This is a genomic window from Micromonospora globispora, from assembly GCF_003857015.1.
GTDB classification, from domain to species: Bacteria; Actinomycetota; Actinomycetes; order Mycobacteriales; family Micromonosporaceae; genus Micromonospora; species Micromonospora globispora.
In genome coordinates this window covers 1-23,211 of record NZ_QGGF01000099.1, presented here as the reverse complement: position 1 = coordinate 23,211, position 23,211 = coordinate 1, and the positions used below count along the sequence as shown (strand labels likewise).

22 protein-coding genes are annotated in these 23,211 nt (G+C 73.3%); 14 read left to right on the top strand and 8 right to left on the bottom strand.

Annotated elements, in window-relative coordinates; genetic code table 11:
* The first annotated feature begins 144 nt into the window (after positions 1-144).
* The 5 genes from DKL51_RS03700 to DKL51_RS03680 all read left to right on the top strand — a co-directional run bounded on the left by DKL51_RS03700 (position 145) and on the right by DKL51_RS03680 (position 7,329).
* Complete coding sequence (locus DKL51_RS03700; protein ID WP_207783883.1) at positions 145-630, top strand: DUF421 domain-containing protein; 486 nt, start codon at positions 145-147, stop codon at positions 628-630.
* 246 nt (positions 631-876) lie between these two features.
* On the top strand, positions 877-2,646 hold the full coding sequence (locus tag DKL51_RS03695; protein WP_243422434.1) for a thiamine pyrophosphate-dependent enzyme: 1,770 nt from the start codon (positions 877-879) through the stop codon (positions 2,644-2,646).
* Between the two features lie 50 nt (positions 2,647-2,696).
* Entirely contained in the window at positions 2,697-5,780 is a 3,084-nt protein-coding gene (locus DKL51_RS03690) for an FAD-binding and (Fe-S)-binding domain-containing protein (RefSeq protein WP_109945250.1), read from the top strand.
* Positions 5,781-5,785: 5 nt separating this feature from the next.
* Positions 5,786-6,865, top strand: a complete 1,080-nt coding sequence (locus tag DKL51_RS03685) for an enolase C-terminal domain-like protein (RefSeq protein WP_260428366.1) — start codon at positions 5,786-5,788, stop codon at positions 6,863-6,865.
* 23 nt (positions 6,866-6,888) lie between these two features.
* Complete coding sequence (locus DKL51_RS03680; RefSeq protein ID WP_109945241.1) at positions 6,889-7,329, top strand: PPC domain-containing DNA-binding protein; 441 nt, start codon at positions 6,889-6,891, stop codon at positions 7,327-7,329.
* 236 nt (positions 7,330-7,565) lie between these two features.
* Here DKL51_RS03680 and DKL51_RS03675 read toward each other — a convergent pair whose 3' ends face one another.
* Both DKL51_RS03675 and DKL51_RS34705 read right to left on the bottom strand, forming a co-directional pair.
* A complete protein-coding gene (locus DKL51_RS03675; protein WP_243420802.1) occupies positions 7,566-8,594 on the bottom strand; it encodes an ATP-dependent DNA ligase in 1,029 nt (342 codons plus the stop codon).
* A gap of 106 nt (positions 8,595-8,700) precedes the next feature.
* Positions 8,701-8,919, bottom strand: a complete 219-nt coding sequence (locus DKL51_RS34705; protein ID WP_165823144.1) for a Rho termination factor N-terminal domain-containing protein — start codon at positions 8,917-8,919, stop codon at positions 8,701-8,703.
* Positions 8,920-9,175: 256 nt separating this feature from the next.
* Between DKL51_RS34705 and DKL51_RS03665 the strand changes: the two genes are divergently transcribed.
* On the top strand, positions 9,176-9,577 hold the full coding sequence (locus DKL51_RS03665; protein WP_109945240.1) for a DUF1622 domain-containing protein: 402 nt from the start codon (positions 9,176-9,178) through the stop codon (positions 9,575-9,577).
* A gap of 27 nt (positions 9,578-9,604) precedes the next feature.
* Here the strand turns inward: DKL51_RS03665 and DKL51_RS34700 are convergent, their stop codons facing one another.
* The 3 genes from DKL51_RS34700 to ygiD form a co-directional block, all read right to left on the bottom strand.
* Entirely contained in the window at positions 9,605-9,772 is a 168-nt protein-coding gene (locus DKL51_RS34700; protein ID WP_165823143.1) for a hypothetical protein, read from the bottom strand.
* 152 nt (positions 9,773-9,924) lie between these two features.
* The gene (locus DKL51_RS03660) at positions 9,925-10,371 is read right to left on the bottom strand and encodes a CBS domain-containing protein (RefSeq protein WP_109945246.1); all 447 of its coding nucleotides are present in this window, start codon (positions 10,369-10,371) and stop codon (positions 9,925-9,927) included.
* Between the two features lie 170 nt (positions 10,372-10,541).
* The gene (gene ygiD / locus DKL51_RS03655; RefSeq protein ID WP_243420803.1) at positions 10,542-11,411 is read right to left on the bottom strand and encodes a 4,5-DOPA-extradiol-dioxygenase; all 870 of its coding nucleotides are present in this window, start codon (positions 11,409-11,411) and stop codon (positions 10,542-10,544) included.
* Between the two features lie 113 nt (positions 11,412-11,524).
* Between ygiD and DKL51_RS03650 the strand changes: the two genes are divergently transcribed.
* Positions 11,525-11,953, top strand: coding sequence for a MerR family transcriptional regulator (locus DKL51_RS03650; RefSeq protein ID WP_243420804.1), 429 nt, complete (start codon positions 11,525-11,527; stop codon positions 11,951-11,953).
* Positions 11,954-11,977: 24 nt separating this feature from the next.
* On the opposite strand, the gene DKL51_RS03645 is transcribed toward DKL51_RS03650, so the two are convergent.
* Positions 11,978-12,748: a methyltransferase domain-containing protein gene (locus DKL51_RS03645; protein WP_109945238.1), complete on the bottom strand. Its 771-nt coding sequence runs from the start codon at positions 12,746-12,748 to the stop codon at positions 11,978-11,980.
* Between the two features lie 145 nt (positions 12,749-12,893).
* On the opposite strand from DKL51_RS03645, the gene DKL51_RS03640 reads away from it, so the two are divergent.
* Complete coding sequence (locus tag DKL51_RS03640; protein WP_243420807.1) at positions 12,894-14,060, top strand: glycoside hydrolase family 3 N-terminal domain-containing protein; 1,167 nt, start codon at positions 12,894-12,896, stop codon at positions 14,058-14,060.
* Positions 14,061-14,084: 24 nt separating this feature from the next.
* Here DKL51_RS03640 and DKL51_RS34695 read toward each other — a convergent pair whose 3' ends face one another.
* On the bottom strand, positions 14,085-14,222 hold the full coding sequence (locus tag DKL51_RS34695; protein WP_165823142.1) for an SHOCT domain-containing protein: 138 nt from the start codon (positions 14,220-14,222) through the stop codon (positions 14,085-14,087).
* Between the two features lie 308 nt (positions 14,223-14,530).
* On the opposite strand from DKL51_RS34695, the gene DKL51_RS03635 reads away from it, so the two are divergent.
* A complete protein-coding gene (locus DKL51_RS03635; RefSeq protein WP_243422432.1) occupies positions 14,531-16,582 on the top strand; it encodes a heavy metal translocating P-type ATPase in 2,052 nt (683 codons plus the stop codon).
* Between the two features lie 44 nt (positions 16,583-16,626).
* Here DKL51_RS03635 and DKL51_RS03630 read toward each other — a convergent pair whose 3' ends face one another.
* On the bottom strand, positions 16,627-18,138 hold the full coding sequence (locus tag DKL51_RS03630; RefSeq protein WP_109945236.1) for a multicopper oxidase family protein: 1,512 nt from the start codon (positions 18,136-18,138) through the stop codon (positions 16,627-16,629).
* 177 nt (positions 18,139-18,315) lie between these two features.
* Between DKL51_RS03630 and DKL51_RS03625 the strand changes: the two genes are divergently transcribed.
* From DKL51_RS03625 to DKL51_RS03605, 5 genes are all read left to right on the top strand, one after another.
* Complete coding sequence (locus DKL51_RS03625; protein ID WP_109945243.1) at positions 18,316-20,508, top strand: heavy metal translocating P-type ATPase; 2,193 nt, start codon at positions 18,316-18,318, stop codon at positions 20,506-20,508.
* A 233-nt stretch (positions 20,509-20,741) separates the two neighbouring features.
* Entirely contained in the window at positions 20,742-21,143 is a 402-nt protein-coding gene (locus tag DKL51_RS03620) for a TOBE domain-containing protein (protein WP_109945235.1), read from the top strand.
* Positions 21,144-21,154: 11 nt separating this feature from the next.
* Positions 21,155-21,913, top strand: a complete 759-nt coding sequence (gene modA, locus DKL51_RS03615) for a molybdate ABC transporter substrate-binding protein (protein WP_185734694.1) — start codon at positions 21,155-21,157, stop codon at positions 21,911-21,913.
* A complete protein-coding gene (locus tag DKL51_RS03610) occupies positions 21,913-22,740 on the top strand; it encodes an ABC transporter permease (protein WP_109945233.1) in 828 nt (275 codons plus the stop codon). The genes modA and DKL51_RS03610 overlap by 1 nt, the downstream gene beginning before the upstream one ends.
* Positions 22,722-23,211: ATP-binding cassette domain-containing protein (locus tag DKL51_RS03605; RefSeq protein ID WP_124811725.1), on the top strand; the 490-nt coding region annotated here is incomplete at its 3' end. The genes DKL51_RS03610 and DKL51_RS03605, both read left to right, overlap by 19 nt.

The following is a 23,211-nucleotide window of genomic DNA, read 5'->3' as shown; positions in this document are numbered from 1 at the left end:
GGTCCGGGCCGCGCTGACCCGCTGGGGCAACCGCGCCATGGGCGTCTCGCTGCTGGCCGCGGCCCTCCGACAGCGCCGCCGCGACCGGCGCCCCGGCGACGGGCCGCCGGACCGAGACCCGTCGGACCGGTCAGCGCGGCGGTGATGATGAGCGGATATCTGGTCGGGGACGCGGGGGAACTGCCCGGGGTGGCGCTCAAGGCGTTCCTGCTCTACGTGACCGCCGTGGTCGGGCTGCGGGCCAGCGGCCGGCGCACCCTCGCCGAACTCTCGCCGTACGACTTCGTAGCCGCCGTGGCGGCCGGGGCCGTCGTCGGACGTCTGCCGACGGCGCCGGACGCCAGCTACCTGGGCGGCGCGTTGACCCTGGTCACCATCCTGACCACCCACGCCCTGATCACCCGGCTGCGGCTCACCCGGCTCGGCGGCCGGCTGCTCGAGGCGCCACCCGTGGTCCTGGTCGCCGACGGGCGGGTCCTGGACCGCCACCTGCGCCGCACCGGGATGACCCGGGCCGACCTCGACGCGCTGCTGCGGGAACACGGGGTGACCGATCCCGGGTCCGTGCACCTGGCGGTGTGGGAACGGCGGGGCCGGCTGTCCGTGCTACCCCGCGACTCTCCCGACTGAGGTCGCCGGCCAGCCGGCCGCTTCCCGACGTCGCCGACTGACGTCGTGGAGGCGTCAATCATGGCCGAATGCACGGGTTTGCCGGTCCGCCTGCCGGGTAGCCGCCGGCACGCCGCCCACGTCCGCGCCGTCGCGGTACGGGGAGGTGTCGTCGTCCCGTGGCGGGCAGCGGCGGTTGCCGCCGACCCGACGCGGGTCGGGACCAGCAGGGGGTCAGGGACGAAGTCCCGGGACGAGGAGGAAGACGTGCAGGAAATCGTGGGCGAGATCCTGGCCCGACGGCTGGTCGAATGGGGCGTGGACACCGTCTTCGGCCTCCCCGGCGACGGCATCAACGGCCTGATGGAGGGCTTCCGCCGGCAACGGGAGAAGCTGAAGTTCGTGCTGGTGCACCACGAGGAGGCGGCCGCCTTCATGGCCACCGGCTACGCCAAGGCCACCGGGCGGCTCGGGGTCTGCGCCGCCACCTCCGGCCCGGGCGCCATCCACCTGCTCAACGGCCTGTACGACGCCAAGCTCGATCACGTGCCGGTGCTGGCCATCACCGGCATGCAGGAGACGTCGGTGCTCGGCGCGCACTACCAGCAGGAGGTGCACACCGACCTGCTCTTCCAGGACGTGGCGGAGGCCTACAACCTCATGGTCACGAACCCGCTGCAGCTGCCCGGGGTGGTCGACATCGCCATCCGGCACGCCCTGGCCAGGCGGAGCGTCGCGCACCTGACCTTCCCCAACGACATCCAGGTCGCCACGGCCGGGGAGGACCCGTACAAACACGTCAGCCCGGGGGAGCCGCCGATGAGCAGCCCGGTCGTGTCGCAGCCGCCGGTGCCGGCCGCCGAGGCCGACCTGGCCCGCGCGGCGCAGGTGCTCAACGCCGGCCGGAAGGTCGCCATGCTGGTCGGCGTCGGCGCCCGCGGGGCCCGGGACGAGGTGCTCGCGGTGGCCGAGGCGCTGGCCAGCCCGATCGTCAAGACGCTGCCCGGCAAGATGGTGGTGCCGGACGACCATCCGCTCACCACCGGCGGCCTCGGCCTGCTCGGCACCAGGCCGAGCGAGGAGCTGATGGAGGAGTGCGACACCCTGCTGATGGTGGGCACCTCCTTCCCGTACGGGAAGTACCTGCCGTCGCCGGGGCAGGCCAAGGTGGTCCAGATCGACGTCGACGCCAGCCTGATCGGACTGCGGCTGCCGGTGGAGGCGGCGGTAACCGCGGACGCCCGGCTGGCGTTGCAGCAGCTGCTGCCGATGCTCCAGCCCCGGTCGGACCGGTCGTTCCTGACGAAGTACCAGCAGGCACGGGACGCGTGGCGCTCGGACATGATGGCCCTGCAGGACCCGGGGCGGGACCCGATCGCCCCGCAGTATCTGGCCAGCTGCATCGACGCGGCGGCCACCTCGGACGCGATCCTGACCTGCGACTCCGGCACCATCGCCACCTGGGCAGCCCGGCACTGGACCATCCGCGGCGGGCGGGAGTTCTATCTCTCGGGCAACCTGGCCACGATGGCGCCCGGTCTGCCGTACGCGATCGCCATGCAGCACGCATTCCCGGGCCGGCAGGTCATCGCCTTCGTCGGCGACGGCGGGTTCGCCATGCTGATGGCCGAGTTCCTCACCGCCGTACGGCACGAGCTGCCGATCAAGGTGGTGATCAACAACAACAACTCGTACGGGCAGATCCTCTGGGAGCAGATCGTCCTCGGCTATCCCGAGTACGCCGTGCGGCACCGCCAGCCGGAGGCGGACTTCGGTGCCTGGGCGCGGGCCTGCGGCGGGTACGGCGCGAAGGTCACCGACCCGAAGTCGCTGCCGGAGGCGATCCGCGAGGCGCTGGCCCACCCCGGGCCGGCGCTGGTGGACTGCGACGTCAACCGGGACGAGCCGCCGATGCCCGGCAAGATCCGGTACGACCAGGCGAAGCACTTCACCGAGGCGTTCCTGCGCGGCCAGCCGCACAAGGTGGCCACCCTCGCCACCGTGGCCCGGGACAAGATCAACGAGATGCGCTCGTGAGCCGGCGTCTGACCGGCACGGCCCGGACGGCGGCGCCGACCGCGCCGCCGGTGCCCCTGCCCACGCCGGTCCTGCGACCGCCGCAGCCGGCACACGATGTGGACCTGGCCGCACTCGCCGCCGACCTGCGCGCCGAGGTGGAAGGGGAGGTCCGCTTCGACGACGGCTCCCGGGCGGCGTACGCCACCGGTGGCTCCAACTACCGGCAGGTACCGCTCGGCCTGGTGGTGCCCCGTACGGTGGAGGCGGCCGCAGCCGCCGTCGCGGTCTGCCGCCGGCACGGCGCGCCGGTGCTCTCCCGCGGCGGCGGCACCAGCCTCGGCGGGCAGGTCACCAACGTCGCGGTGATCATCGACTGGTCGAAGTACTGCAACCGGTTGCTGACGGTCGACCGGGAGGGGCGGACCTGCCTGGTCGAGCCGGGGATCGTGCTGGACACGCTCAACGATCTGTTGGCGCCCGAGGGGCTGGAGTTCGGGCCCCGGCCGTCCACCCACAGTCACTGCACCATCGGCGGGATGATCGGCAACAACGCCTGCGGGTCGACGGTGCAGCGCAGCGGCAAGGTGGCCGACAACATCGTCGAGATGGAGGTGCTGCTCTACGACGGCACCCGGATGTGGGTCGGCGAGACCACCGACGAGCAGTACGCCGAGATCCAGCGCCGTGGTGGCCGCCGGGCCGAGATCTACCGACAGGTGCGGGCGCTGCGGGACGAGTACGAGACCGAGATCCGTACCCGGTACCCGGACATCCCGCGCCGGGTGTCCGGCTACAACCTGGACAGCCTGCTGCCGGAGAAGACGTTCCACGTCGCGCAGGCGCTGGTCGGCTCCGAGGGCACGCTGGTCACCGTGCTGCGGGCGCGGCTGAAGCTGCTGCCGGTGGTGCGGGCCAAGTCGCTGGTGTTCCTGTCCTACCCGGACATCGCCGCCGCCGGCGACGACGTGCCCCGGGTCCTGCCGCACAACCCGGTCGCGTTCGAGGGCCTCGACGACAAACTGATCAACTACGAGAAGCGCAAGCATCTGCACCCGGACGCCCTGCACAAGCTGCCCGAGGCCGGCGGCTGGCTGATGGTGGAGCTGGGTGGCGACACCGACGAGGAGGCGGAGGCCGCCGCCGCACGGCTGGTCGACGCCCTGTGCCGCGACGGTGGGCCGGGCGCACATCGGTTCGACGAGGAGGCCGACGAGGAGCAGATGTGGGCGGTCCGCGAGGCCGGACTCGGCGCCACCGCCCGGGTACCGGGTGAGCCCGACACCTGGGAGGGCTGGGAGGACTCCGCGGTCCCCCCGGAACGGCTGGGCGACTACCTGCGGGACCTGGACCGCCTCTTCCGGGAGTACGACTACGGCCAGGCGTCGCTCTACGGGCACTTCGGCCAGGGCTGCGTGCACACCCGGATCCCGTTCGAGTTGACCACCGCCGACGGGGTACGCCAGTTCCGCTCGTTCGTCGAGCGGGCCGCCGACCTGGTGGTGTCGTACGGCGGGTCCTTATCCGGCGAGCACGGCGACGGGCAGGCCCGCGGCGAACTGCTGGTGAAGATGTTCGGCGACCGGCTGATCCACGCGTTCGGGCAGTTCAAGGCGATCTTCGACCCGGACGACCGGATGAACCCCGGCAAGTTGGTCGGCCCGTACCCGCTGGACGCCGACCTCCGGATCGGCGTCGACTACAACCACGGCGGGGTGGAGACGGAGTTCCGCTACCCCGAAGACTCGGGCAGCTTCGGCCGGGCCGTGGCGCGCTGTGTCGGGGTCGGCAAGTGCCGGCGCGAACACGGCGGGGTGATGTGCCCGTCCTACATGGTCACCCGGGAGGAGGAGCACTCCACCCGCGGTCGGTCCAGGTTGCTCTTCGAGATGCTCGACGGGACCGCGCGGGGCGGCACCATCGGTGACGGCTGGCGCTCGACCGCGGTCCGCGACGCCCTGGACCTCTGCCTGGCCTGCAAGGGGTGCAAGTCGGACTGCCCGGTCAACGTGGACATGGCGACGTACAAGGCGGAGTTCCTGTCCCACCACTACCAGGGCCGGCTCCGGCCCCGCCCGCACTACTCGATGGGTTGGCTGCCGGTGATGGCCGCGGCGGCCGCCCGCGCACCGCGGGTGGTGAACGCGATGGCCCAGGTTCCCGCGCTGAACCGCCTCGCCAAGCTGGCCGGCGGCATCGACCAGCGCCGGCAGATCCCGGTCTTCGCCACCGAGACCTTCCAGCACTGGTTCGCCGACCGGTGGCCGACCGGCGACGGCTCGCGCGGTGAGGTGCTGCTCTGGCCGGACACCTTCACCAACCACTTCCAGCCCGGCGTCGGGCAGGCGGCGGTCGAGGTGCTGGAGGCGGCGGGCTGGCGGGTCCGGGTGCCGGACCAACCCGTCTGCTGCGGGCTGACCTGGATCTCCACCGGGCAGCTGGGCGTCGCGAAGAAGGTCCTGCAACGCACGGTGGAGGTGCTGCGTCCCCACCTGCGCGCGGGCACCCGGGTCGTGGGCCTGGAACCGAGCTGCACGGCGGTGTTCCGCAGCGACGCCCACGAGCTCTTCCCCGACGACGAGGACGTGACCCGCCTGCGCGGGCAGACCGTCACCCTGGCGGAACTGCTGCACGACCACACCCCCGGGTGGCAGCCACCCCGGCTGCCCGCGCACGCGCTGATCCAGACCCACTGCCACCAGCACGCCATCCTCGGCACCGGCGCCGACCAGGCCGTGCTCGCCGACGCCGGGGTGCGGGCCGAGTTCCTCGACTCGGGCTGCTGCGGGCTGGCCGGCAACTTCGGCTTCGAGGCGGGGCACTACGAGGTCTCCGAGGCGTGCGCCGAACGGGTCCTGCTGCCCGCCGTACGGGACGCCGCCGACACGGACGTGATCCTGGCCGACGGCTTCAGCTGCCGTACCCAGGTCGCGCAGAGCGCGTCCGGTGGGCGGTCGGCGATCCACCTCGGCGAGCTGCTCCGCGCCGGTCTGCAGGGCGAACCGGTGACGCCCCGCCCGGAGCAGCGGTGGGCGGAGCGTCCCGAGGGGCCGTCCCGCCGGGTGCGGCGGCTCGCCACCGGCCTCGTCGGGCTGGCTGCGTTCGCCCCGCTCGCGGCGGTGGCCGCGCTGGTCGTCCGCCGTCGGGGGCGGTGACGGCGGTGCGGCTCGCGGCGGCGGCGTACCGGGTGCCGACCGACGCGCCCGAGGGCGACGGCACCTTCGCCTGGGACAGCACCACCATGGTGCTGGTCCGCGCGGAGGCCGATGGGCAGGTGGGCACCGGCTGGACGTACGGGCCGGCGGCGGTGGTCCCGGTCGTCACGGACCTGCTCGCGCCCGTGGTGGCCGAGCTCGACCCGGACGACGTACCGGCCGTCTGGTCGACCATGCAGCGGCAGTTGCGCAACGCCGGGCGGCCCGGGGTCGCCGGCCTGGCGCTCTCCGCCGCGGACTGCGCGGTCTGGGACCTCAAGGCCCGCCGACACGGCCTGCCGCTGGCCCGGCTGCTCGGCACCGCCCGCCGGCGGGTGCCGGTGTACGGCAGCGGCGGCTTCACCACGTACGACGCCGAACGGCAGCACCGGCAGCTCTCCGCCTGGGTGCACGACGAGGACATCCCCCGGGTGAAGATCAAGATCGGGGAGTCCGGGGGCACCGAGGTGACGCGGGACCTGGCCCGGATGGCGGCCGCCCGGCGCACCATCGGCGACGACGCCGAGCTGTACGTCGACGCGAACGGCGGATACCAGCGCAAGCAGGCGGTACGGGTGGCCCGGGCCGCCACCGACCTCGACGTGCGCTGGTACGAGGAGCCGGTCAGCTCCGACGACCTGGTCGGCCTCGGGCTGGTCCGCGACCAGGTGCTGCCCGACGTGACGGCCGGCGAGTACGGCTTCGACCTGGTCTACTTCCACCGGATGGCCCCGTACGTGGACTGCCTCCAGATCGACGTCACCCGGTGCGGCGGGATCACCGAGTTCCTGCGGGCGGCGGCGGTCGCCGCCGCGGCGGGCCTGGAGGTCTCCGCCCACTGCGCGCCCCACCAGCACCTGCCGGTGGCCGCCGCGACACCCAACCTGCGGCACGTCGAGTGGTTCCACGACCACGTCCGGATCGAGTCGACGCTCTTCGACGGGGCGGTGCCGGCGACCGGTGGCAGCGTTCCGGTGGTGCTGGACCGGCCGGGTCACGGGCTGGAGCTGCGCACGACCGAGGCGGAGACGTACCGGGTGCGCTGACGCCGACGGGGGAGAGGGGTGTGATGAAGGTAAGCGAGGTGCACCACCAGACGGGGCGGGTCCTCGTGGTGGTCTGCGACAAGGGGGAGGAGGCGGTCGCCGCGGTCGGGGCCGCGCTGCGCGAGCAGCAGATGCGCGCCGCCCGGGTGACCGCGGTCGGCGGTTTCGCCGACGCCGAGGTGGGCTGGTTCGACCGGGAGAGCGACGACTACCGCCGGATTCCGGTGGCCGAGCAGGTCGAGGTGCTCTCCCTGCTCGGCGACGTCGCCGAGCGGGACGGCGAGCCGGTCCTGCACGCGCACGCGGTGCTGGGCCGCTTCGACGGCAGCACCGTCGGCGGCCACCTGCTGCGCGGCCGGGTCTGGCCGACGCTGGAGGTGATCGTCTCGGAAGTGGCGCCGGAGCTGGCCAAACGGGTGGACCCGGAGACGGGCCTGGCGCTGATCTCCGGCTCCGACGGCTGACCGGTCCGCCGGTTGGCTGTGGGGCGGCGGGCGCGGAGCGCCGCGGACATCGTGCTGTGAACCCGACCTACCGGGGCCAGCGCGGCAGAGCAGCACGTGACGAAGACGAGGCAGCGGGCCTAGCTGGTTCCGCCACTCGGCCTGACCGCCCCTAGCGCTGTGCTGGGCGGGCGCCCGCTCGGCCCGTACCGCGACAGCGTGGTCGACGACGGCCGGAAGGCACTGGCCGACCCGCCTCAGGCCGCCGCCTCCTCTTCCAGCAGCGGCAGGTCGCGGACCGCCAGGTCGAGGCGGGGGCGCAGGTACCGGACGCGGTGCCGCCACCGGTGGTGCTCGTACGCGGTGTCGACCTCGATCTCCACCACCAACGTCGGCTCGACCGGCGCGTACTCCAGCGGCTCCGCCCCGTCGAGCTGCCCCGTCCAGGTCGCCGGGAGTGGACGGGGCCAGGGGGTGGGGGAGTCCGGAGGCGTGGCGCGGACCAACTGGGCCAGCTCCCGTCGCTGCCGGGCGTGCAGCGGATGGGTACGCCCCATGTAGCGGAGCCGCCCCTGTCCGTCGAAGCGGCCGGTCAGCAGGGTCTCCGCGTCGTCGACGCTTCCGGTGACGCCGCCGACGACGGTCTCGGTGGACGTCCGGGCCCGGACCTTGCGCCAACCCCGCCGTGCGGGCTCGTACCGGCTGTCGAGCCGCTTGACGACCACCCCTTCCACACCCGCCTGCGTCCAGGTGGCCATCCACTCGGCGGCCTGGGTGGGGTCGGTCGTCTGTGGACAGAGTACGAGGTCGGGTGGGGCGTCCCGGAGCAGCTCGGTGAGGAGAGCGCGCCGCTCGGCCAGCCGGCGGTCCAGCAGCGAGTGCCCGGAGGCGTCGACCAGGAGGTCGAAGACGACGTAGTGGGCCGGGTGGTGGCGGACCAGCTCGGGCAGCCGCGACCCGGCGGTGACCCGGCTCTGGAGCTGGGCGAAGTCGGTGCGGCCGCGCGCCCAGACCACCAGCTCGCCGTCGAGCACGACCTCGGGCGGTACGGCGGCACGCACCGTCCGCGCCACGTCGGGGAAGTACCGGGTGAGGTCTCGGCCGGCCCGCGACTGGAGACGTATCTCGTCGCCGTCGCGGAACGCGAGCGCCCGCCAGCCGTCCCACTTCGGCTCGTACGCGAGACCCGGCCCGACGGGAAGCACGTCCACCGCCGCCGCCAGCATCGGCGTCAGCGGCGTCCGGAGGGCGCCGGACGCGGTGGAGCGACCGCGCTTCCCGCTCATGCGGCACCTCCGCGCCGACGGCGGACCGGAGAGCCCCGACGCCGGTTGGTCCTCTGCCCACCACACCGGGGTCGGCGGCCCGCCTGCGGCGGGATGGCAAGACCGGTCAGGTCTGGTTGCCCGGGATGTTCTTGTAGTCCTTCGGGCTGATCCCCGGCGGCTTCGGGTCCTTCTGCCGCTGGCCACCGCCACGCTGGGCGTTCGCCGTCCCGCCCAGCGCCTGGATCATGTCGTTCTTGTTCATCTGGTCGGTGTTCCGGATTCCGGCCCGTTCGGCCTGCTTGCGCAGCTCGCCGGTCTTCATTTCGGCAGGGTCGCGTGCCATGGGTTCCTCCTCGGGTCTCAGTAACCAGGTCGCCGCGGGGTTACCCGACCGGGGGCGGAACCAACGCGAACGACGGTGGCGCCTCACCTCGCCAACAGGTTGATCGCATGGCCGGCCAATGAGCGGGACCTCCGGTCGTACCGGTTGCGCCTGCTGAACCTGGCGAAAAGGTCCCGACCCGAGCAGGGATGCGCGATGGTGGCTTCGCCGACGTCGTCCGGTCCGGGCTGGTTGGCGGAGCGGCGGGGGTGAAGCGGTGACGACAAAGGAGATCATCCAGCGGATCGGCACGCTGCTGGATCTCGCCGGCGTGCTGGTCATCGCCGTGGGCGTCGTCATCGCCTCGGTCGTTTTCGTCTACCGCTACTGGCGGACCCGGCAGCTGATCGACGTCTACCCGCCGTTCCGGCAGGGAGTCGGTCGGGCCATCCTGCTGGGCCTGGAGTTCCTGGTCGGCGGGGACATCATCCGCACGGTGGCCGTCTCGCCGACGTTCCACAGCGTCGGCGTGCTGGCGCTGATCGTCGTGGTCCGTACCTTCCTCAGCTTCTCGCTGGAGGTCGAGCTCGAGGGCCGCTGGCCCTGGCAGTCGAAGGCGGCCAGGACCACCACCACCGCGGCTCCAGGGCCGGGACACGGCGAGACGCCCGGGCGGTGACCCCGTCCCGGCAGGCGTCCGCCGCCCTCACTCGTCGCCGACGGTTTCCGTCTCCCCGTCGTGCATGAACTGCGCGGGCAGATGCTCGTCCGGCTGGGGTGCCTGGGCAATCCTGTGGTGGGGATCCCCGTCGCGCGAGAAGAGCACGTCGTCGGTCTTCCTGCTCTTTTCCTGACCCTCTTCCGGCTCCGTCACCTGTCACTCCTCCCGATCTGGGCGTCGGCTGAGGCGGATTCGTCGGCCCAGCCGGTGTGACGCGTACCCGTCCTGAGCCGGTGCAGTCCCGCCGCACAGGTTCAGGCGCCCTCAGATCGTGAAGACGGCCACCGCCGCCCACGCGACGGCGGTCACGCCGCGAGCATCCGGTCGAGCAGCGCGTCGAGGGTGATCCCACCCATCATCGGCTCTCCCCGGGCGGCCACCGCCACCAGCGGGCTGCGTTTCTGCGCCATCACCGCGGCCACCTCCAGGACGGTGGCCTGCGGCTCCACCACTGGCGGCTCCGGGTGCTCCTTCGGCAGCAGGTCGGCGACCGTCCGGCCCTCGACCCCGCGCAGGAACACGTCGGCCGACGGCTCGTCGATCATCCGGGCCAGGGTCGGGTCCTCCCGGGTGTAGGCGGGGATGACCAGGCGCAGCACCTGCGTGCCGGGCAGCACGGTGACCGGACGCCCGGCGTCGTCCACCACGATCAGCCCGGGGAGGTTGTACCCGGCCAGCAGGCGGGCCGCCTCGAGCGCCGTGGAGCCGAGGGAGATCGTCGGGAAGGGCACCGCCAGGTCTCGGGCTCGCACCAGCACTCCAGCAGGTCGCGTCGGGGCAGGACAGGTCGTACGCCGACCAGACTTCCCGGCACACCGGCATTCACCCTAACGGCCAGGCGGCCGGGAGACGCCGCCATCTCGGTTGGCGTCGAACGGCGAACGGCCCGAGGTCGTGCCCGCTCGACCGTGGACGATCCGCCTCAGATGTTCGCCGAGTCCGCCGGCACGTCGGCCGGCAACGACGGCGCGCCCGCCGGGCGGCCCGCCGTCGGGCAGGAGAGCCCCACCGTGTACGCCGTCATCGACAGCGACCCGTACGCGTACCCGTCCACCAGCACCTCGGGGCGGCCGTCGCCGGTGCCGGCCAGCCCGGCCAGGTACAGCAGCGGGATGAAGTGGTCCGGCGTCGGTACGGCCAGGTCGTAGTCGCGATGGCCGTCCAGCCGGGCCGCGTCGGTCGGCGCGTCCAGCATGATTTCCCGGGCCGCGTCGTCGAAGCGGCGCGCCCAGTCGAAGCCCTCGTCGGTCAGCCGCGGGTCCACGCCGCCCAGGTTGTGCACCACGTTGCCGCTGGCCACGATCAGTACCCCGCGTTCGCGCAGCGGCGCGAGCCGGGCCCCGAGGTCGAGGTGGTAGTCCAGCCCCTTGAACGCGTTGATGCTCAGCTGCACCACCGGGATGTCGGCGTCGGGGAAGGCGTGCGTCAGCACCGACCAGGTCCCGTGGTCGATGCCCCAGGAGTCCAGGTCGGCGCCGACCCAGGTGGGATGGACGACGTCGCTGATCTCCTCGGCCAGCTCCGGTAACCCCGGCGCCGGGTACTCCAGGTCGAACAGCTGCTGCGGAAAGCCGTAGAAGTCGTGGATCGTACGGGGACGGGGCATCGCCGTCACCGCGGTCGCGCCGATGTACCAGTGCGCGGAGACCACCAGGATCGCCCGCGGTCGCGGTACCGCCCGGCCGAACTCCCGCCAGGCCGCGGTGTAGCGGTTGACCTCCAGGGCGTTCATCGGGTTGCCGTGGCCGAAGAACGCCGCGGGCATCCTCGCGTCCGTCGTCTGGCTGCTCATGCCGCTCCCCAGGGGCCGACCGTGACCCGAGGGTATCCCTTCCGGACCGCCCGGCACCGGTGGTCCGTCGTTCGCCGTTGCGCCCACGGCGTGCGCTGCGGCTGAATGAGCAGGTGACGTCCACCGACGACCGGGTGATGACCATCGGCGAGATCGCTGGCCGGTTCGGGCTGGCCACCCACGTGCTGCGGCACTGGGAATCGCTGGGGCTGCTGACTCCGGCCCGGGCGGTCGCCGGGCACCGCCGCTACGGGACCGCCGACCTGTACCGGGTCGCGACCATCCTGCGGGCCAAGGAGGCCGGCCTCTCCCTCGACCAGATTCACGAGCTGCTCACCGCCGGTGGATCGGCGCGACGGCGGCAGATCCTGCTGCGGCACCGGGAGGATCTGGTCGTGCGGATCGCCGCGCTGCAGGACTCCCTCCGGTTCATCGAGGGCGGCCTGGAGTGCGAGCACCACGACTTCACCGCCTGCCCGCACTACCAGGAGATGGTCCGGTCGCGGATCGGCCCGACGGCGCCGCCGCACGTGCCGCTCTGAGCCGGTGGCACGGCACCCGGCCGGTCAGGGCCGCCGTGCCGAGGCCAGGAACATCGGGAACGCCAGGAACAGCCGGCCGTCGCGCGCCCGGCGCCGCTGGTCGTCGGCCCACCGGGCGTGCTGCGCGGCGGTGACCGCGCCCGCGGCCACCGCCGTCGCCCCGAACCGCTCCACCACCGGCAGCATGCCGGCATCGGTGACGACCCCCAGGTACGCCTCGACGGCGACGTCCCGGAAACCGGCGTCGAGCAGCAGATTCCGGTACGCGCGGGCGGCCTGCGGCCGCGGGCAGGTGTCCGCCTGCGCGCGCAGCACCGCCCGGGTCAGCTCCGGATGGTCCGAGTCGATGATCAGGGCGTCCCAGTCCTGGCCGAGCAGCACGATGCGGCCCGTCGGGGCGAGGACCCGGCGGGCCTCGTCCAGCGCCGGACCCGGGTCCGCCAGGACGTGGAAGACCTTTTCCGCCCGGTAGCCGGTCACCGCGCCGTCGGGCAACGGGAGAGACTGCGCGCTGCCGGCGCGGAAGTCGGCTCCGGGCCATCGGCGGCGAGCCGTGCCGAGCACCAGCTCGTCCGGGTCGACCCCGATCGCGGTGACGCCCCGCTCGGTCAGCTCGGCCACCGCGCGTCCCGTGCCGCAGCCCACGTCCACGGCGACCCCGCCGGGTCGCAGATCGAGCAGGTCGTAGCTGCGTCGCCGCAGCCGCACCGCGCTCGGCTGGTCGTCCGCCGCGTCCAGCACGGCGATCAGGTCGGCACCGACCTCGTACGGGATCGTTGTCTTCTCTGCTGGCATGGCCCCACCCTCGGACTTCAGGTCGACCTGAAGTCAAGCCCGCCGCCGGTGCGCTCCCGGGGCGCCGCCAGGTCGTGGCCGAGGAGTGTTCGCAGTTTGGCCGTAGACGACGCGGGGCCGGTCGTAGCGTGCAGAGGTGACCGGTATGCGGGTGTCTCGCCGGCTGCTGCTCGCCGGAGTCGGCTCGGCCGCGGTGGCGACCGTGGCCGGATGCGAGTCGAGCGGCTCGACGGCGTCGAGAACGAAGCCCACCCCGGGACGGGGCGTGCCGTCCGCGTCGAGAGGCGAGGCCGCGCTCCGTCGCAAGATCGCCAGTCTGCTCGTCGTCGGGTTTCGCGGCGAACGGCTCGACGAGAACGACTGGATCATGAAGGCGGTCCGGGACGGGCTCGGTGGCGTGATCCTGTTCGATCAGGACCTGCAGACGAAGGCAACCCGGAACATCACCTCGCCGCGGCAGGTCAGCGCTCTCGTGAAGATGCTGAAGGACGCCTCACCGGGCCGGCTCATCGTGTCGATCGACCAGGAAGGTGGCCGCACCTCCCGGCTCAATCCGAGCAACGGCTTCCCGGCCACGAAGTCGGAGGCGGAGGTCGGCGCGGAGAACTCCCCGGCGGCGACGCAACAGTGGGCGCGTGGACTGGTCGACGGCCTCACCTCGATCGGGGTGAACCTCAACTACGCACCCGTCGTCGACCTGAACGTCAATCCGGAGAGCCGGGCGATCGGAAAGCTTGGCCGCAGCTTCTCCAACGATCCGGACGTCGTCGTCAGCAACGCCACCGAGGAGATCCAGGTTCACCGGGCCGCGGGGGTCAAGACCGTCCTCAAGCACTTTCCCGGCTCGGGCAGCGCGGCCGGCAACACGGACTTCGAGGTGGTCGATGTCAGCTCGACCTGGCAGGCGAGCGAGCTGGAACCGTTCCAGCGACTGATCAGCGCCGGACTCGCGGACTCGGTGATGGCCGCGCACCTGCTCAACCGACAGCTCGACCCGAATCATCCGGCGTCGCTGTCGGCGCCGACCGTGACGGACCTGCTCCGGGGCCGGCTCGGCTGGCAGGGCCCGGTGGTCAGCGACGACATGCAGGCGGTGGCCATCACCCGGCGCTACGGGGCCGCCGAGGCGGTCGCCCTGGCCCTCCAGGCCGGCCTCGACCTCCTCGTCTTCGCCAATCAGCAGGTGTACGACCCGAAGGTCGTCGACCAGACCATCGACAGCGTCGTCAACCTGGTCCGCTCCGGACGCCTCACCGAGGCCCGGATCGACGAGTCGGTCGCGCGGGTGGACACCCTCCGCCCGAAACGCTGACCGGCTCACCAGGCCGGCGGCGAATCAGCGCAACGCGTCCAGCCGCCGGTGGTACTCCTCCGTGTCCATCTCGCCCCGCGCGTACCGTTCAACCAGGATCCGGCGGGCGTACTCGTGCCGGTCCGGCGACTGCGGGCGGCCGCGGTTGGCGGCCAGCCACACCGCCCCGACTATCACCAGGCAGGATCAGGCAGCCGAACATCATGGCGGCCATCGGCCAGTACCAGCCACCGTCGTGGTGCATGGCGTCTCACCCCTCCCCACCGTGATGCCCGGCGGGCGAGAGCGTCGCTCACCCGCTAACGGGCAGCTTCACCTCACACCCGGCGTGAAACCCGCAGAACCCTAGCCAGTGCGCCCGCGTGCGGTGGTGAATCGGCGGGACCGGGCCGAACGGACGGCCGGCCGCGTGATGCTGGTGATCTGGGGTTGCCACGGCGGACGGCGCCGGGCTTCGGGAGGCGAGGCGGGTGCAGCACCACGGGGGGCCGGCAGGTCGTGCCGGCGGCGGGACGCACGCCCGGCACGACAAGCACGCCGGGCACGATCCGGCGATGTTCCGCCGCCGGTTCTGGGTCTGTCTGGCGCTGACCATTCCCATCGTGTTCACCAGCCACCTGGTCATGGACACTCTGAATTACTCCCTGGACTTCCCCGGCGTCTCGTGGGTGGGTCCGGTGCTCGGGTCGGTGGTGTTCTTCTACGGCGGCTGGCCCTTCCTGGTCGGCGCGGTACGAGAGGTGCGGGACCGGGCGCCCGGCATGATGCTGCTGATCTCCATGGCGATCACCGTGGCCTACCTCGCCTCCGTGGCCACCAGCATCGGCGTCTTCGGCCTGGACTTCTGGTGGGAACTCGCCGCGCTGGTCACGATCATGCTGTTCGGCCACTGGCAGGAGATGACCGCGATCGGCCAGGCGCGGGGCGCGCTGGCCGCGCTTGCCGCCCTGCTGCCCGACGACGCCGAGCGGATCGGCCCGGACGGCTCCCCGCAGCGGGTGGCGGTGGCCGACCTGCGTACCGGTGACACGGTGCTGGTCCGTCCCGGCGGGCGAGTGCCCGCGGACGGGCACGTCGTGGAGGGCGGCGCCGAGCTGGACGAGTCGATGATCACGGGGGAGTCGCGACCGGTGCCGCGCGGGGTGGGGGACCGGGTGGTCGCCGGCACCGTGGCGACCGACTCGGCCATCCGGGTACAGGTGGACGCGGTGGGGGAGGACACCGCGCTGGCGGGCATCCAGCGGCTGGTCGCCCAGGCGCAGCAGGCCGGCGGACGGGCGCAGGTGCTGGCCGACCGGTTCGCCGCGTGGCTGTTCTACATCGCCACCGCCACCGCGGTGGTGAGCCTGGTGGTCTGGTCGGCGCTCGGCGAGGCGAACCAGGCCGTGGTCCGCACCATCAGTGTGCTGGTGATCTCCTGTCCGCACGCCCTCGGCCTGGCGATCCCCCTGGTCATCGCGCTGTCGACCAGCGTGGCGGCCAAGGCGGGAATTCTGGTCAAGGACCGTCTGGCGCTGGAGCGGATGCGCACCGTGGACGCCGTCCTGATCGACAAGACCGGCACGCTGACGAAAGGGCAGCACACCGTCACCGGGGTGGCCGCCGCCGACGGGGCCGACGAGGACGAGGTGCTGCGGCTGGCCGCCGGGGTCGAGGCCGACAGTGAGCATCCCCTCGCCCGGGCGATCGTCGCCGCTGCCCAGCGGGTCGGCCCAGCCACCGGCTCGGACTTCCGGTCCCTACCCGGACGCGGCGTGCAGGCCACCGTGGCCGGGACGGCGTACGCGGTGGGCGGGCCGGCGCTGCTGCGCGAGCTGCACGCGGACGTACCGGCCGAGCTGCGCCGGGCCGACGAGACGTGGTCCGCGCGCGGGGCGGCGGTGCTCTACCTGGCCCGCCTCGACGGGCCGCCTCGGCTGCTCGGTGCCCTCGCACTCGAGGACGAGGTACGCCCCGAGGCCCGCCAGGCCGTCGCCGAGCTGCGGGAACTCGGGATAGGGAAGATCGCGATGGTGACCGGGGACGCCCGTGCGGTGGCCGACGCGGTCGCCGCCGATCTCGGCTTCCGGGCCGGGGTGGACGAGGTCTTCGCCGAGGTGCTGCCCGCCGACAAGGACGAGATCGTCGCCGGGCTGCAGCAGCGCGGCCACCGGGTGGCGATGGTCGGTGACGGCGTCAACGACGCCCCCGCCCTCGCCCGCGCCGACGTGGGGCTGGCCATCGGGGCCGGTACGGACGTGGCGATCGAGTCCGCCGGGGTGGTGCTCGCCTCCTCCGATCCGCGGGGCATCTCCGCCACCGCCCGGCTGTCGAAGGCGTCCTATCGGAAGATGGTGCAGAACCTGATGTGGGCGGCCGGCTACAACGTCATCGCCATCCCGGTCGCCGCCGGCGTCTTCGCCTGGGCCGGCGTCTCGCTCAGCCCCGCCGCCGCCGCCGTGCTGATGTCCGCCTCGACCATCATCGTCGCGCTCAACGCCCAGACGCTGCGCCGGGTGCACCTCGCACCGGAGGACCGCTGAGGACAGAGGGTTGGGCGCGCCAGCGCGATCGCGGGCGTGTGCGATCAGGCCCGGTAGGCCAAGTTGATCATCATGCCGGTCTCGGCGTGGTAGATGTTGTGGCAGTGGGTCATCCACTGGCCGGGGTTGTCCGCGTCGAGGTCGACGGTGACCCTCCGCCGGGGCGTCACGATGACGGTGTCCTTCCGGGCGCCCCCGCCGGTCACGGCGAACGTGTGCCCGTGGACGTGCATCGGGTGGAACATCGTGGTGGTGTTGACGAACTCCAGCCGTAGCCGCTCGCCGCGACCCACGAGCAGCGGATCAGCGTGGCCGAAGGTGGCCCCGTTGATGGTCCAGCGGTAGGGCATCATCCCGCCACCGAGCACCAGGCGGTGCACCCGGTCCGGCTGGCGGTCGGTCAGCGCCACCTCCTCGGCGGCCCGGAGCGCGCCGCTGACCAGGACGCCACCGTCCAGTTCGGTCGGTCGGGCCGTCGCCGGGGGGCGGGCGCCCGCGGCGGTGCGGACCACCGCCAGCCCCTGCCCGGTCTTGCCCTCGGCGACGGCGACGAGGGGGAACGCCCCGTCGCTCAGCGTGACCGTCACGTCGGCGCGTTCGCCCATGCCCAGCAGCAGGGCGTCGGTGGTCGTGGGCACGACCGGGAATCCGTCGGTGTGGGTGACGGTGAGCCGGTGGCCGCCGAGCGCCACCCGGAAGGCCGTGTCCGAGGCGGCGTTGACCAGGCGGATCCGCACCCGCTGGCCGGGGCGCGCGGTCAGGGTCACCGGGGCGGCCGGCACCCGGCCGTTGATGAGGTAGTGCGGGTAGGCGACGTCGCCGGCACCGCCGAGCAGCGGCGAGACCATGGTCTCCATGCCGCCCATCGACATGCCGGACATGCCACCGTGGTTCATGTCGCCCATGTCGTGCCCCGCCATCGACTGAAGGGAGCTGAGCACGTCGTCGGGGGTGCGGCCGGTGCCGTCGACCCAGTCGTCCAGCACCACGACCCACTCCGCGTCGTACCTGCCGGCCTCGTGCGGGTCGTCGACGACGAGCACCCCGTACAGGGCGCGGTCGAGCTGCACCCCGGAATGCGGGTGGTAGAAGTAGGTGCCCGGGTCGGGGGCGGTGAACTCGTAGGTGTGCCGGCCGCCCGCGGAGATGGGCTGCTGGGTCACCCCGGGCACCCCGTCCATGTCGTTGCGCAGGGCGATGCCGTGCCAGTGCACGCTGGTCGCCACCGGCAGGCCGTTGGCCACCTCTACCCGGAGCAGGTCGCCGGCGCGGGCCCGGATCAGTGGGCCGGGGCCGCTGTCGGCGTACCCCCAGGTGGTGACCGTCGGGCCGCCGAGGTCGTGGGTGACGGGTCGCGGGTTCAGCCGGGCGGTGACGGTCGCGGCGCCGGGCCGGCGTCGGGCGGCCTCGGTCTGCGCGACGAGCGGGCTGTCGGGGGTGACCAGCCGGGGATCGAAGACGCCGCCCGCCCAGGCGGCGGCGCCGGCGGTGCCGGCCAGACCGACGGTCCCGGCGATGCCGACGAGCAGTCGACGACGGCTGATGGTGGGCGACATGTCACCGTCTCCTCTCGGGTTCCGACCTTGACGATGCTCCGGGCCGACTCCGCCGGACACGGAAAGAGGGCCTCAGAGCGGGGGGTCCAAAGGCCCTACCCGTAGCGGGTATCGGTAAGGGAACGGTGTTGCCGTATACCCCTAGGGGGTATAGGGTGAGTGCGGAGGTGGATGGCGATGAAACAGGAACACCTGACGCACGCACACGCCGGACACGACGGGCTGGCCGGGCCGGCCCACCACGAGCACGGCCATGCGGCCGAGGAGCACGGGCACCACGTTCCCAGCCAACGCCCGCCCGATCACCTCGCCGGCCGGCACGACCACCACGCCGGGCACGACCATCACGGCCACGGTGGCGGGCACGACAAGCACGCCGGTCACGACCCGGAGCAGTTCCGACGCAAGTTCTGGCTGAGCGTGGCCCTGACCGTGCCGGTCGTGCTCACCAGCCACATGGTGATGGACTGGTTCGGCTACTCGCTGGACTTCCCGGGCCTGAACTGGGTGGGCCCGGTCCTCGGCTCGGCGGTCTTCCTCTACGGCGGCTGGCCGTTCCTGGTCGGTGGCGTCCGTGAGGTGCGCGACCGCGCGCCGGGCATGATGCTGCTCATCTCGATGGCGATCACCGTCGCCTACGTCGCGTCCCTGGCCACCAGCCTCGGGGCGTTCGACCTCGACTTCTGGTGGGAGCTGGCGGCGCTGGTGACCATCATGCTGCTGGGCCACTGGCAGGAGATGAAGGCGATCGGTCAGGCGCAGGGAGCCCTGGCGGCGCTGGCCGCTCTGCTGCCCGACGACGCCGAGCGGGTGGACGACGAGGGTGGCCTCCGGCGGGTGCCGGTCGCCGAGCTGCGGGTCGGCGACGTCGTTCTGGTCCGCTCCGGCGGTCGGGTGCCGGCCGACGGCCGGATCGTCGACGGGGCCGCCGAGCTGGACGAGTCGATGATCACGGGGGAGTCGCGGCCGGTGCCGCGCGCCGTCGGGGACCGGGTGGTCGCCGGCACCGTCGCCACCGACTCGGCCCTCCGGGTACGCGTCGAGGCCGTCGGCGAGGACACCGCGCTGGCCGGTATCGGCCGGCTCGTCGCGCAGGCCCAGGCCTCCAGCGGACGCGCCCAGGTGCTCGCCGACCGCTTCGCCGCGCTGCTCTTCTACCTGGCCACCGCCGCCGCCCTGGTCACCTTCGTCGCCTGGTGGGCGGCCGGTGACCTCGACGCGGCGGTGGTACGTACCGTGACGGTGCTGGTGATCGCCTGCCCGCACGCGCTTGGGCTGGCCATCCCGCTGGTGATCGCCCTGTCGACCGCGGTGTCCGCCAAGGCCGGCATCCTGGTCAAGGACCGCCTCGCGCTGGAGCGGATGCGCAGCGTGGACGCGGTGCTGTTCGACAAGACCGGCACCCTGACCCGTGGGGCGCACACCGTCACCGCCACCGCGGCCACGAACGGCTTCGCGGAGGACGACGCGCTGCGGGTTGCCGGCGCGGTCGAGGCCGACAGTGAGCATCCCCTCGCCCGGGCGCTGGTGAAGGTCGCGCGGGACCGGGGCCTGCGGTCCGTGGCCCGGGACTTCCGGTCGCTGACCGGCCGGGGTGTCCAGGCCAGTGTCGACGGCGCGACCTGGGCGGTGGGCGGCCCGGCGCTGCTGCGGGAGCTCGACGTCGCGGTGCCGGACGAGCTGAGCGGGGTGACCCGGGACTGGTCGGCGCGGGGCGCGGCCGTCCTGCACCTGGTCCGGCTGTCGGAGGCCGGCCGTCCGACGGCGGTAGCCGCCTTCGCCCTCGAGGACGAGGTCCGGCCGGAGGCCCGGGAAGCGATCGCCGAGCTGCGTCAGCAGGGCGTACGGAAGCTCGTCATGATCACGGGGGACGCCCGGCCGGTCGCCGAGGCGGTCGCCGCCGACCTGGGTTTCCGGCCCGGCGTGGACGAGGTCTTCGCCGAGGTGCTGCCGGCGGACAAGGACCGGGCGGTCGCCGACCTGCAGGCCCGGGGCCTGACGGTGGCCATGGTGGGCGACGGGGTCAACGACGCCCCGGCGCTGGCCCGGGCCGACGTCGGTCTCGCCATCGGTGCCGGCACCGACGTGGCGATCGAGTCGGCCGGGGTCATCCTGGCCTCCTCCGACCCGCGGGGTGTCACCGGCGTCATCCGGCTCTCCCGGGCGTCGTACCGGAAGATGATCCAGAACCTGGCCTGGGCCGCGGGCTACAACGTGGTGGCGATCCCGCTCGCCGCCGGGGCGCTGGCCTGGGCCGGGGTCGCGCTCAGCCCGGCGGTCGGCGCCGTGCTGATGTCCGCGTCCACGATCGTGGTGGCGCTCAACGCCCAGCTGCTGCGCCGGGTACGCCTCAGCCCCGGCTCGCGCTGACGCGACGAACGGCCCGGCGGATGGAAGCATCGGCCGGGCCGTCGCGCGTGGGTCGGGGCGACATGCCCCCCATGCGGCGCCGGAGCGGAGCGCCCGTACGCCGCCACGGCTGTATCGGTCGCGCGCGGCGCAGCGCACCAACCGCAGACGCGGGCATGTTCATCACTGAATCCTCGACGATGCGAGGTCTATGGCTGCTTTCACATTGCAGATGCAGACGCTAGCCTGGCCGGGTGACGGTGTTCCGGATCGGTGAGGCCGCCGAGCTGCTCGGGGTCAGCGCGGACACGGTCCGCCGCTGGATCGACGTCGGCCGGCTCGCCGCCACCCGCGACGAGCACGGCCACCGGGTGATCGGCGGGGCGGACCTGGCCGCCTTCGTCCGCGCCCCGGGGCACCCCGAGCTCTCCTCCGCCCGTAACCGGCTGCGCGGGATCGTCACCGCGGTGGTCAAGGACACCGTGATGGCCCAGGTCGACATCCAGGCCGGCCCGTTCCGCATCGTGTCGCTGATGAGTCGCGAGGCGGTCGACGACCTCGACCTTCAGGTCGGTTCGGTGGCCGTTGCCGTGATCAAGTCGACGACCGTCGTGGTGGAACGCGCCGCCGCGCCGCGGGGAAGGACCAGCCCGTGACCGTACGGTGGATCCGCGCCGCCCTCGCCGCGGTGGCCGTCCTGACCCTCGGCCTGGCCGGCTGCGGCGGCGAGCCGGCTGGGAGCGACGGCGGGCGGGTGACCGTCTTCGCCGCGGCCTCGCTGACCGAGAGCTTCACCCGGCTCGGCAAGGACTTCGAGGCAGCCCATCCCGGCGCGACCGTGACCTTCAACTTCGCCGGCAGCTCGGCGCTCGCCACTCAGATCACCCAGGGCGCCCCGGCCGACGTCTTCGCCGCCGCCTCACCCGCCACCATGAAGACCGTGACCGACGCCGGCGACGCGGCGGACACCCCGGTCACCCTGGCCCGGAACCAGCTCGTGATCGCCGTACCCAAGGGCAATTCCGCCCGGGTCGCCGGCCTGGCCGACCTGACCCGGCCCGGGGTGAAGGTCGCCCTCTGCGCCGAGCAGGTGCCGTGCGGAGCGGCGGCGCGAAAAGCCCTCGACGCGGCCGGCGCCCGGCTCACCCCGGCCACCCTCGAGCAGGACGTCAAGGGCGCGCTGGCGAAGGTGAAACTCGGCGAGGTGGACGCCGCGCTGGTCTACCGCACCGACGTCCGGGCCGCCGCGGCCGACCTGGACGCGGTGGAGTTCCCCGAGTCGGCCGACGCGATCAACGACTACCCGATCGTCGTGCTCAAGCGAACGGGGAACCCGGCCGGCGCCCGGGCGTTCGTCGACTTCGTCCGCTCCGAGGCCGGTCGGGCGGTGCTCACCGCCGCCGGCTTCCAGGCCCCGCCGGCGTAGTGTCCGGCACCGACACCGCCCCCACCGCGACCCGGCCCGGCCGGCCGCGGCAGCGGGTGCCGCTGCCGTTGCTCGTGCCCGCCGGGCTCGGCCTGCTCTTCCTCGTCCTGCCGCTGGTCGGGCTGCTCGCCCGCGCGCCGTGGACCACCCTGCCGCAGCGGCTCACCCAGCCCGGCGTGCTCACCGCGCTGCGGCTGTCGCTGCAGACCGCGACCCTCGCCACGCTGCTCTGCGTCGCCCTCGGCGTACCCCTGGCGTGGCTGCTGGCCCGGGTGGAGTTCCCCGGCCGGCGTCTCGTCCGGGCGCTGGTCACCGTCCCGCTGGTGCTGCCCCCGGTGGTCGGTGGGGTGGCGTTGCTGCTGGTGTTCGGCCGCCGCGGGCTGATCGGCTCCTGGCTGGACGCCACCTTCGGGGTGACCCTGCCGTTCAGCACCGCCGGGGTGGTGCTGGCCGAGGCGTTCGTCGCCATGCCGTTCCTGGTCATCGCCGTGGAGGGCGCGCTGCGCGGGGCGGACCCCCGCTACGAGGAGGCCGCCGCCACCCTCGGCGCCCGCCGGTGGACCACGTTCACGCACGTCACCCTGCCGCTCGTCGCCCCGGGCATCGCCGCCGGGGCGGTGCTCTGCTGGGCCCGGGCCCTCGGCGAGTTCGGCGCCACCATCACCTTCGCCGGCAACTATCCGGGCCGGACGCAGACCATGCCGCTCGCCGTCTACCTGGCGCTGGAGACCGACCTGCAGGCCGCCATCGTGCTCAGCCTCATCCTGCTCACCGTCTCCGTCGCCATCCTCGCCGGGCTGCGCGACCGCTGGGTGAGCGGCCCGTGACCGCGCCGGCCCTGCTGGACGCCCACCTGGTCGCCGACCGGGACGCCTTCCACCTCGACGTACGGCTGTGGATCGCCGCCGGCGAGGTGGTCGCGCTGCTCGGCCCGAACGGCGCCGGCAAGACCACTGCGCTGCGCGCCCTCGCCGGGCTGCATCCGCTCACCGCCGGGCACCTCACCCTCGGCGGCGTCGACCTGGACCGCCCCGACCGGCGGGCGTGGACGCCGCCCGAGCGGCGACCGGTGGGCGTGGTGTTCCAGGACTACCTGCTCTTCCCGCACCTCAGCGCGCTGGACAACGTGGCCTTCGGCCCGCGCCGGCACGGCGCCGATCGGCGTACCGCGCGGGCGCGGGCGCAGCGCTGGCTCGACCGGGTCGGGCTGGGCGGGCAGGCCCGGCAGCGGCCACGGCAGCTCTCCGGCGGGCAGGCGCAGCGGGTCGCCCTCGCCCGGGCCCTCGCCGTCGAGCCGA

Bases quoted from the DNA above. Each gene is read 5' to 3' on its own strand.
- DKL51_RS34705 (WP_165823144.1), bottom strand. From the start codon at position 8,919: ATGGCACGCGACCCTGCCGAAATGAAGACCGGCGAGCTGCGCAAGCAG.
- DKL51_RS03700 (WP_207783883.1), top strand. From the start codon at position 145: ATGATGAGCGGATATCTGGTCGGGGACGCGGGGGAACTGCCCGGGGTG.
- ygiD (WP_243420803.1), bottom strand. From the start codon at position 11,411: ATGAGCAGCCAGACGACGGACGCGAGGATGCCCGCGGCGTTCTTCGGC.
- DKL51_RS03675 (WP_243420802.1), bottom strand. From the start codon at position 8,594: ATGAGCGGGAAGCGCGGTCGCTCCACCGCGTCCGGCGCCCTCCGGACG.
- DKL51_RS03625 (WP_109945243.1), top strand. From the start codon at position 18,316: ATGAAACAGGAACACCTGACGCACGCACACGCCGGACACGACGGGCTG.
- DKL51_RS03630 (WP_109945236.1), bottom strand. From the start codon at position 18,138: ATGTCGCCCACCATCAGCCGTCGTCGACTGCTCGTCGGCATCGCCGGG.
- DKL51_RS03645 (WP_109945238.1), bottom strand. From the start codon at position 12,748: ATGCCAGCAGAGAAGACAACGATCCCGTACGAGGTCGGTGCCGACCTG.
- DKL51_RS03640 (WP_243420807.1), top strand. From the start codon at position 12,894: ATGCGGGTGTCTCGCCGGCTGCTGCTCGCCGGAGTCGGCTCGGCCGCG.
- DKL51_RS03680 (WP_109945241.1), top strand. From the start codon at position 6,889: ATGAAGGTAAGCGAGGTGCACCACCAGACGGGGCGGGTCCTCGTGGTG.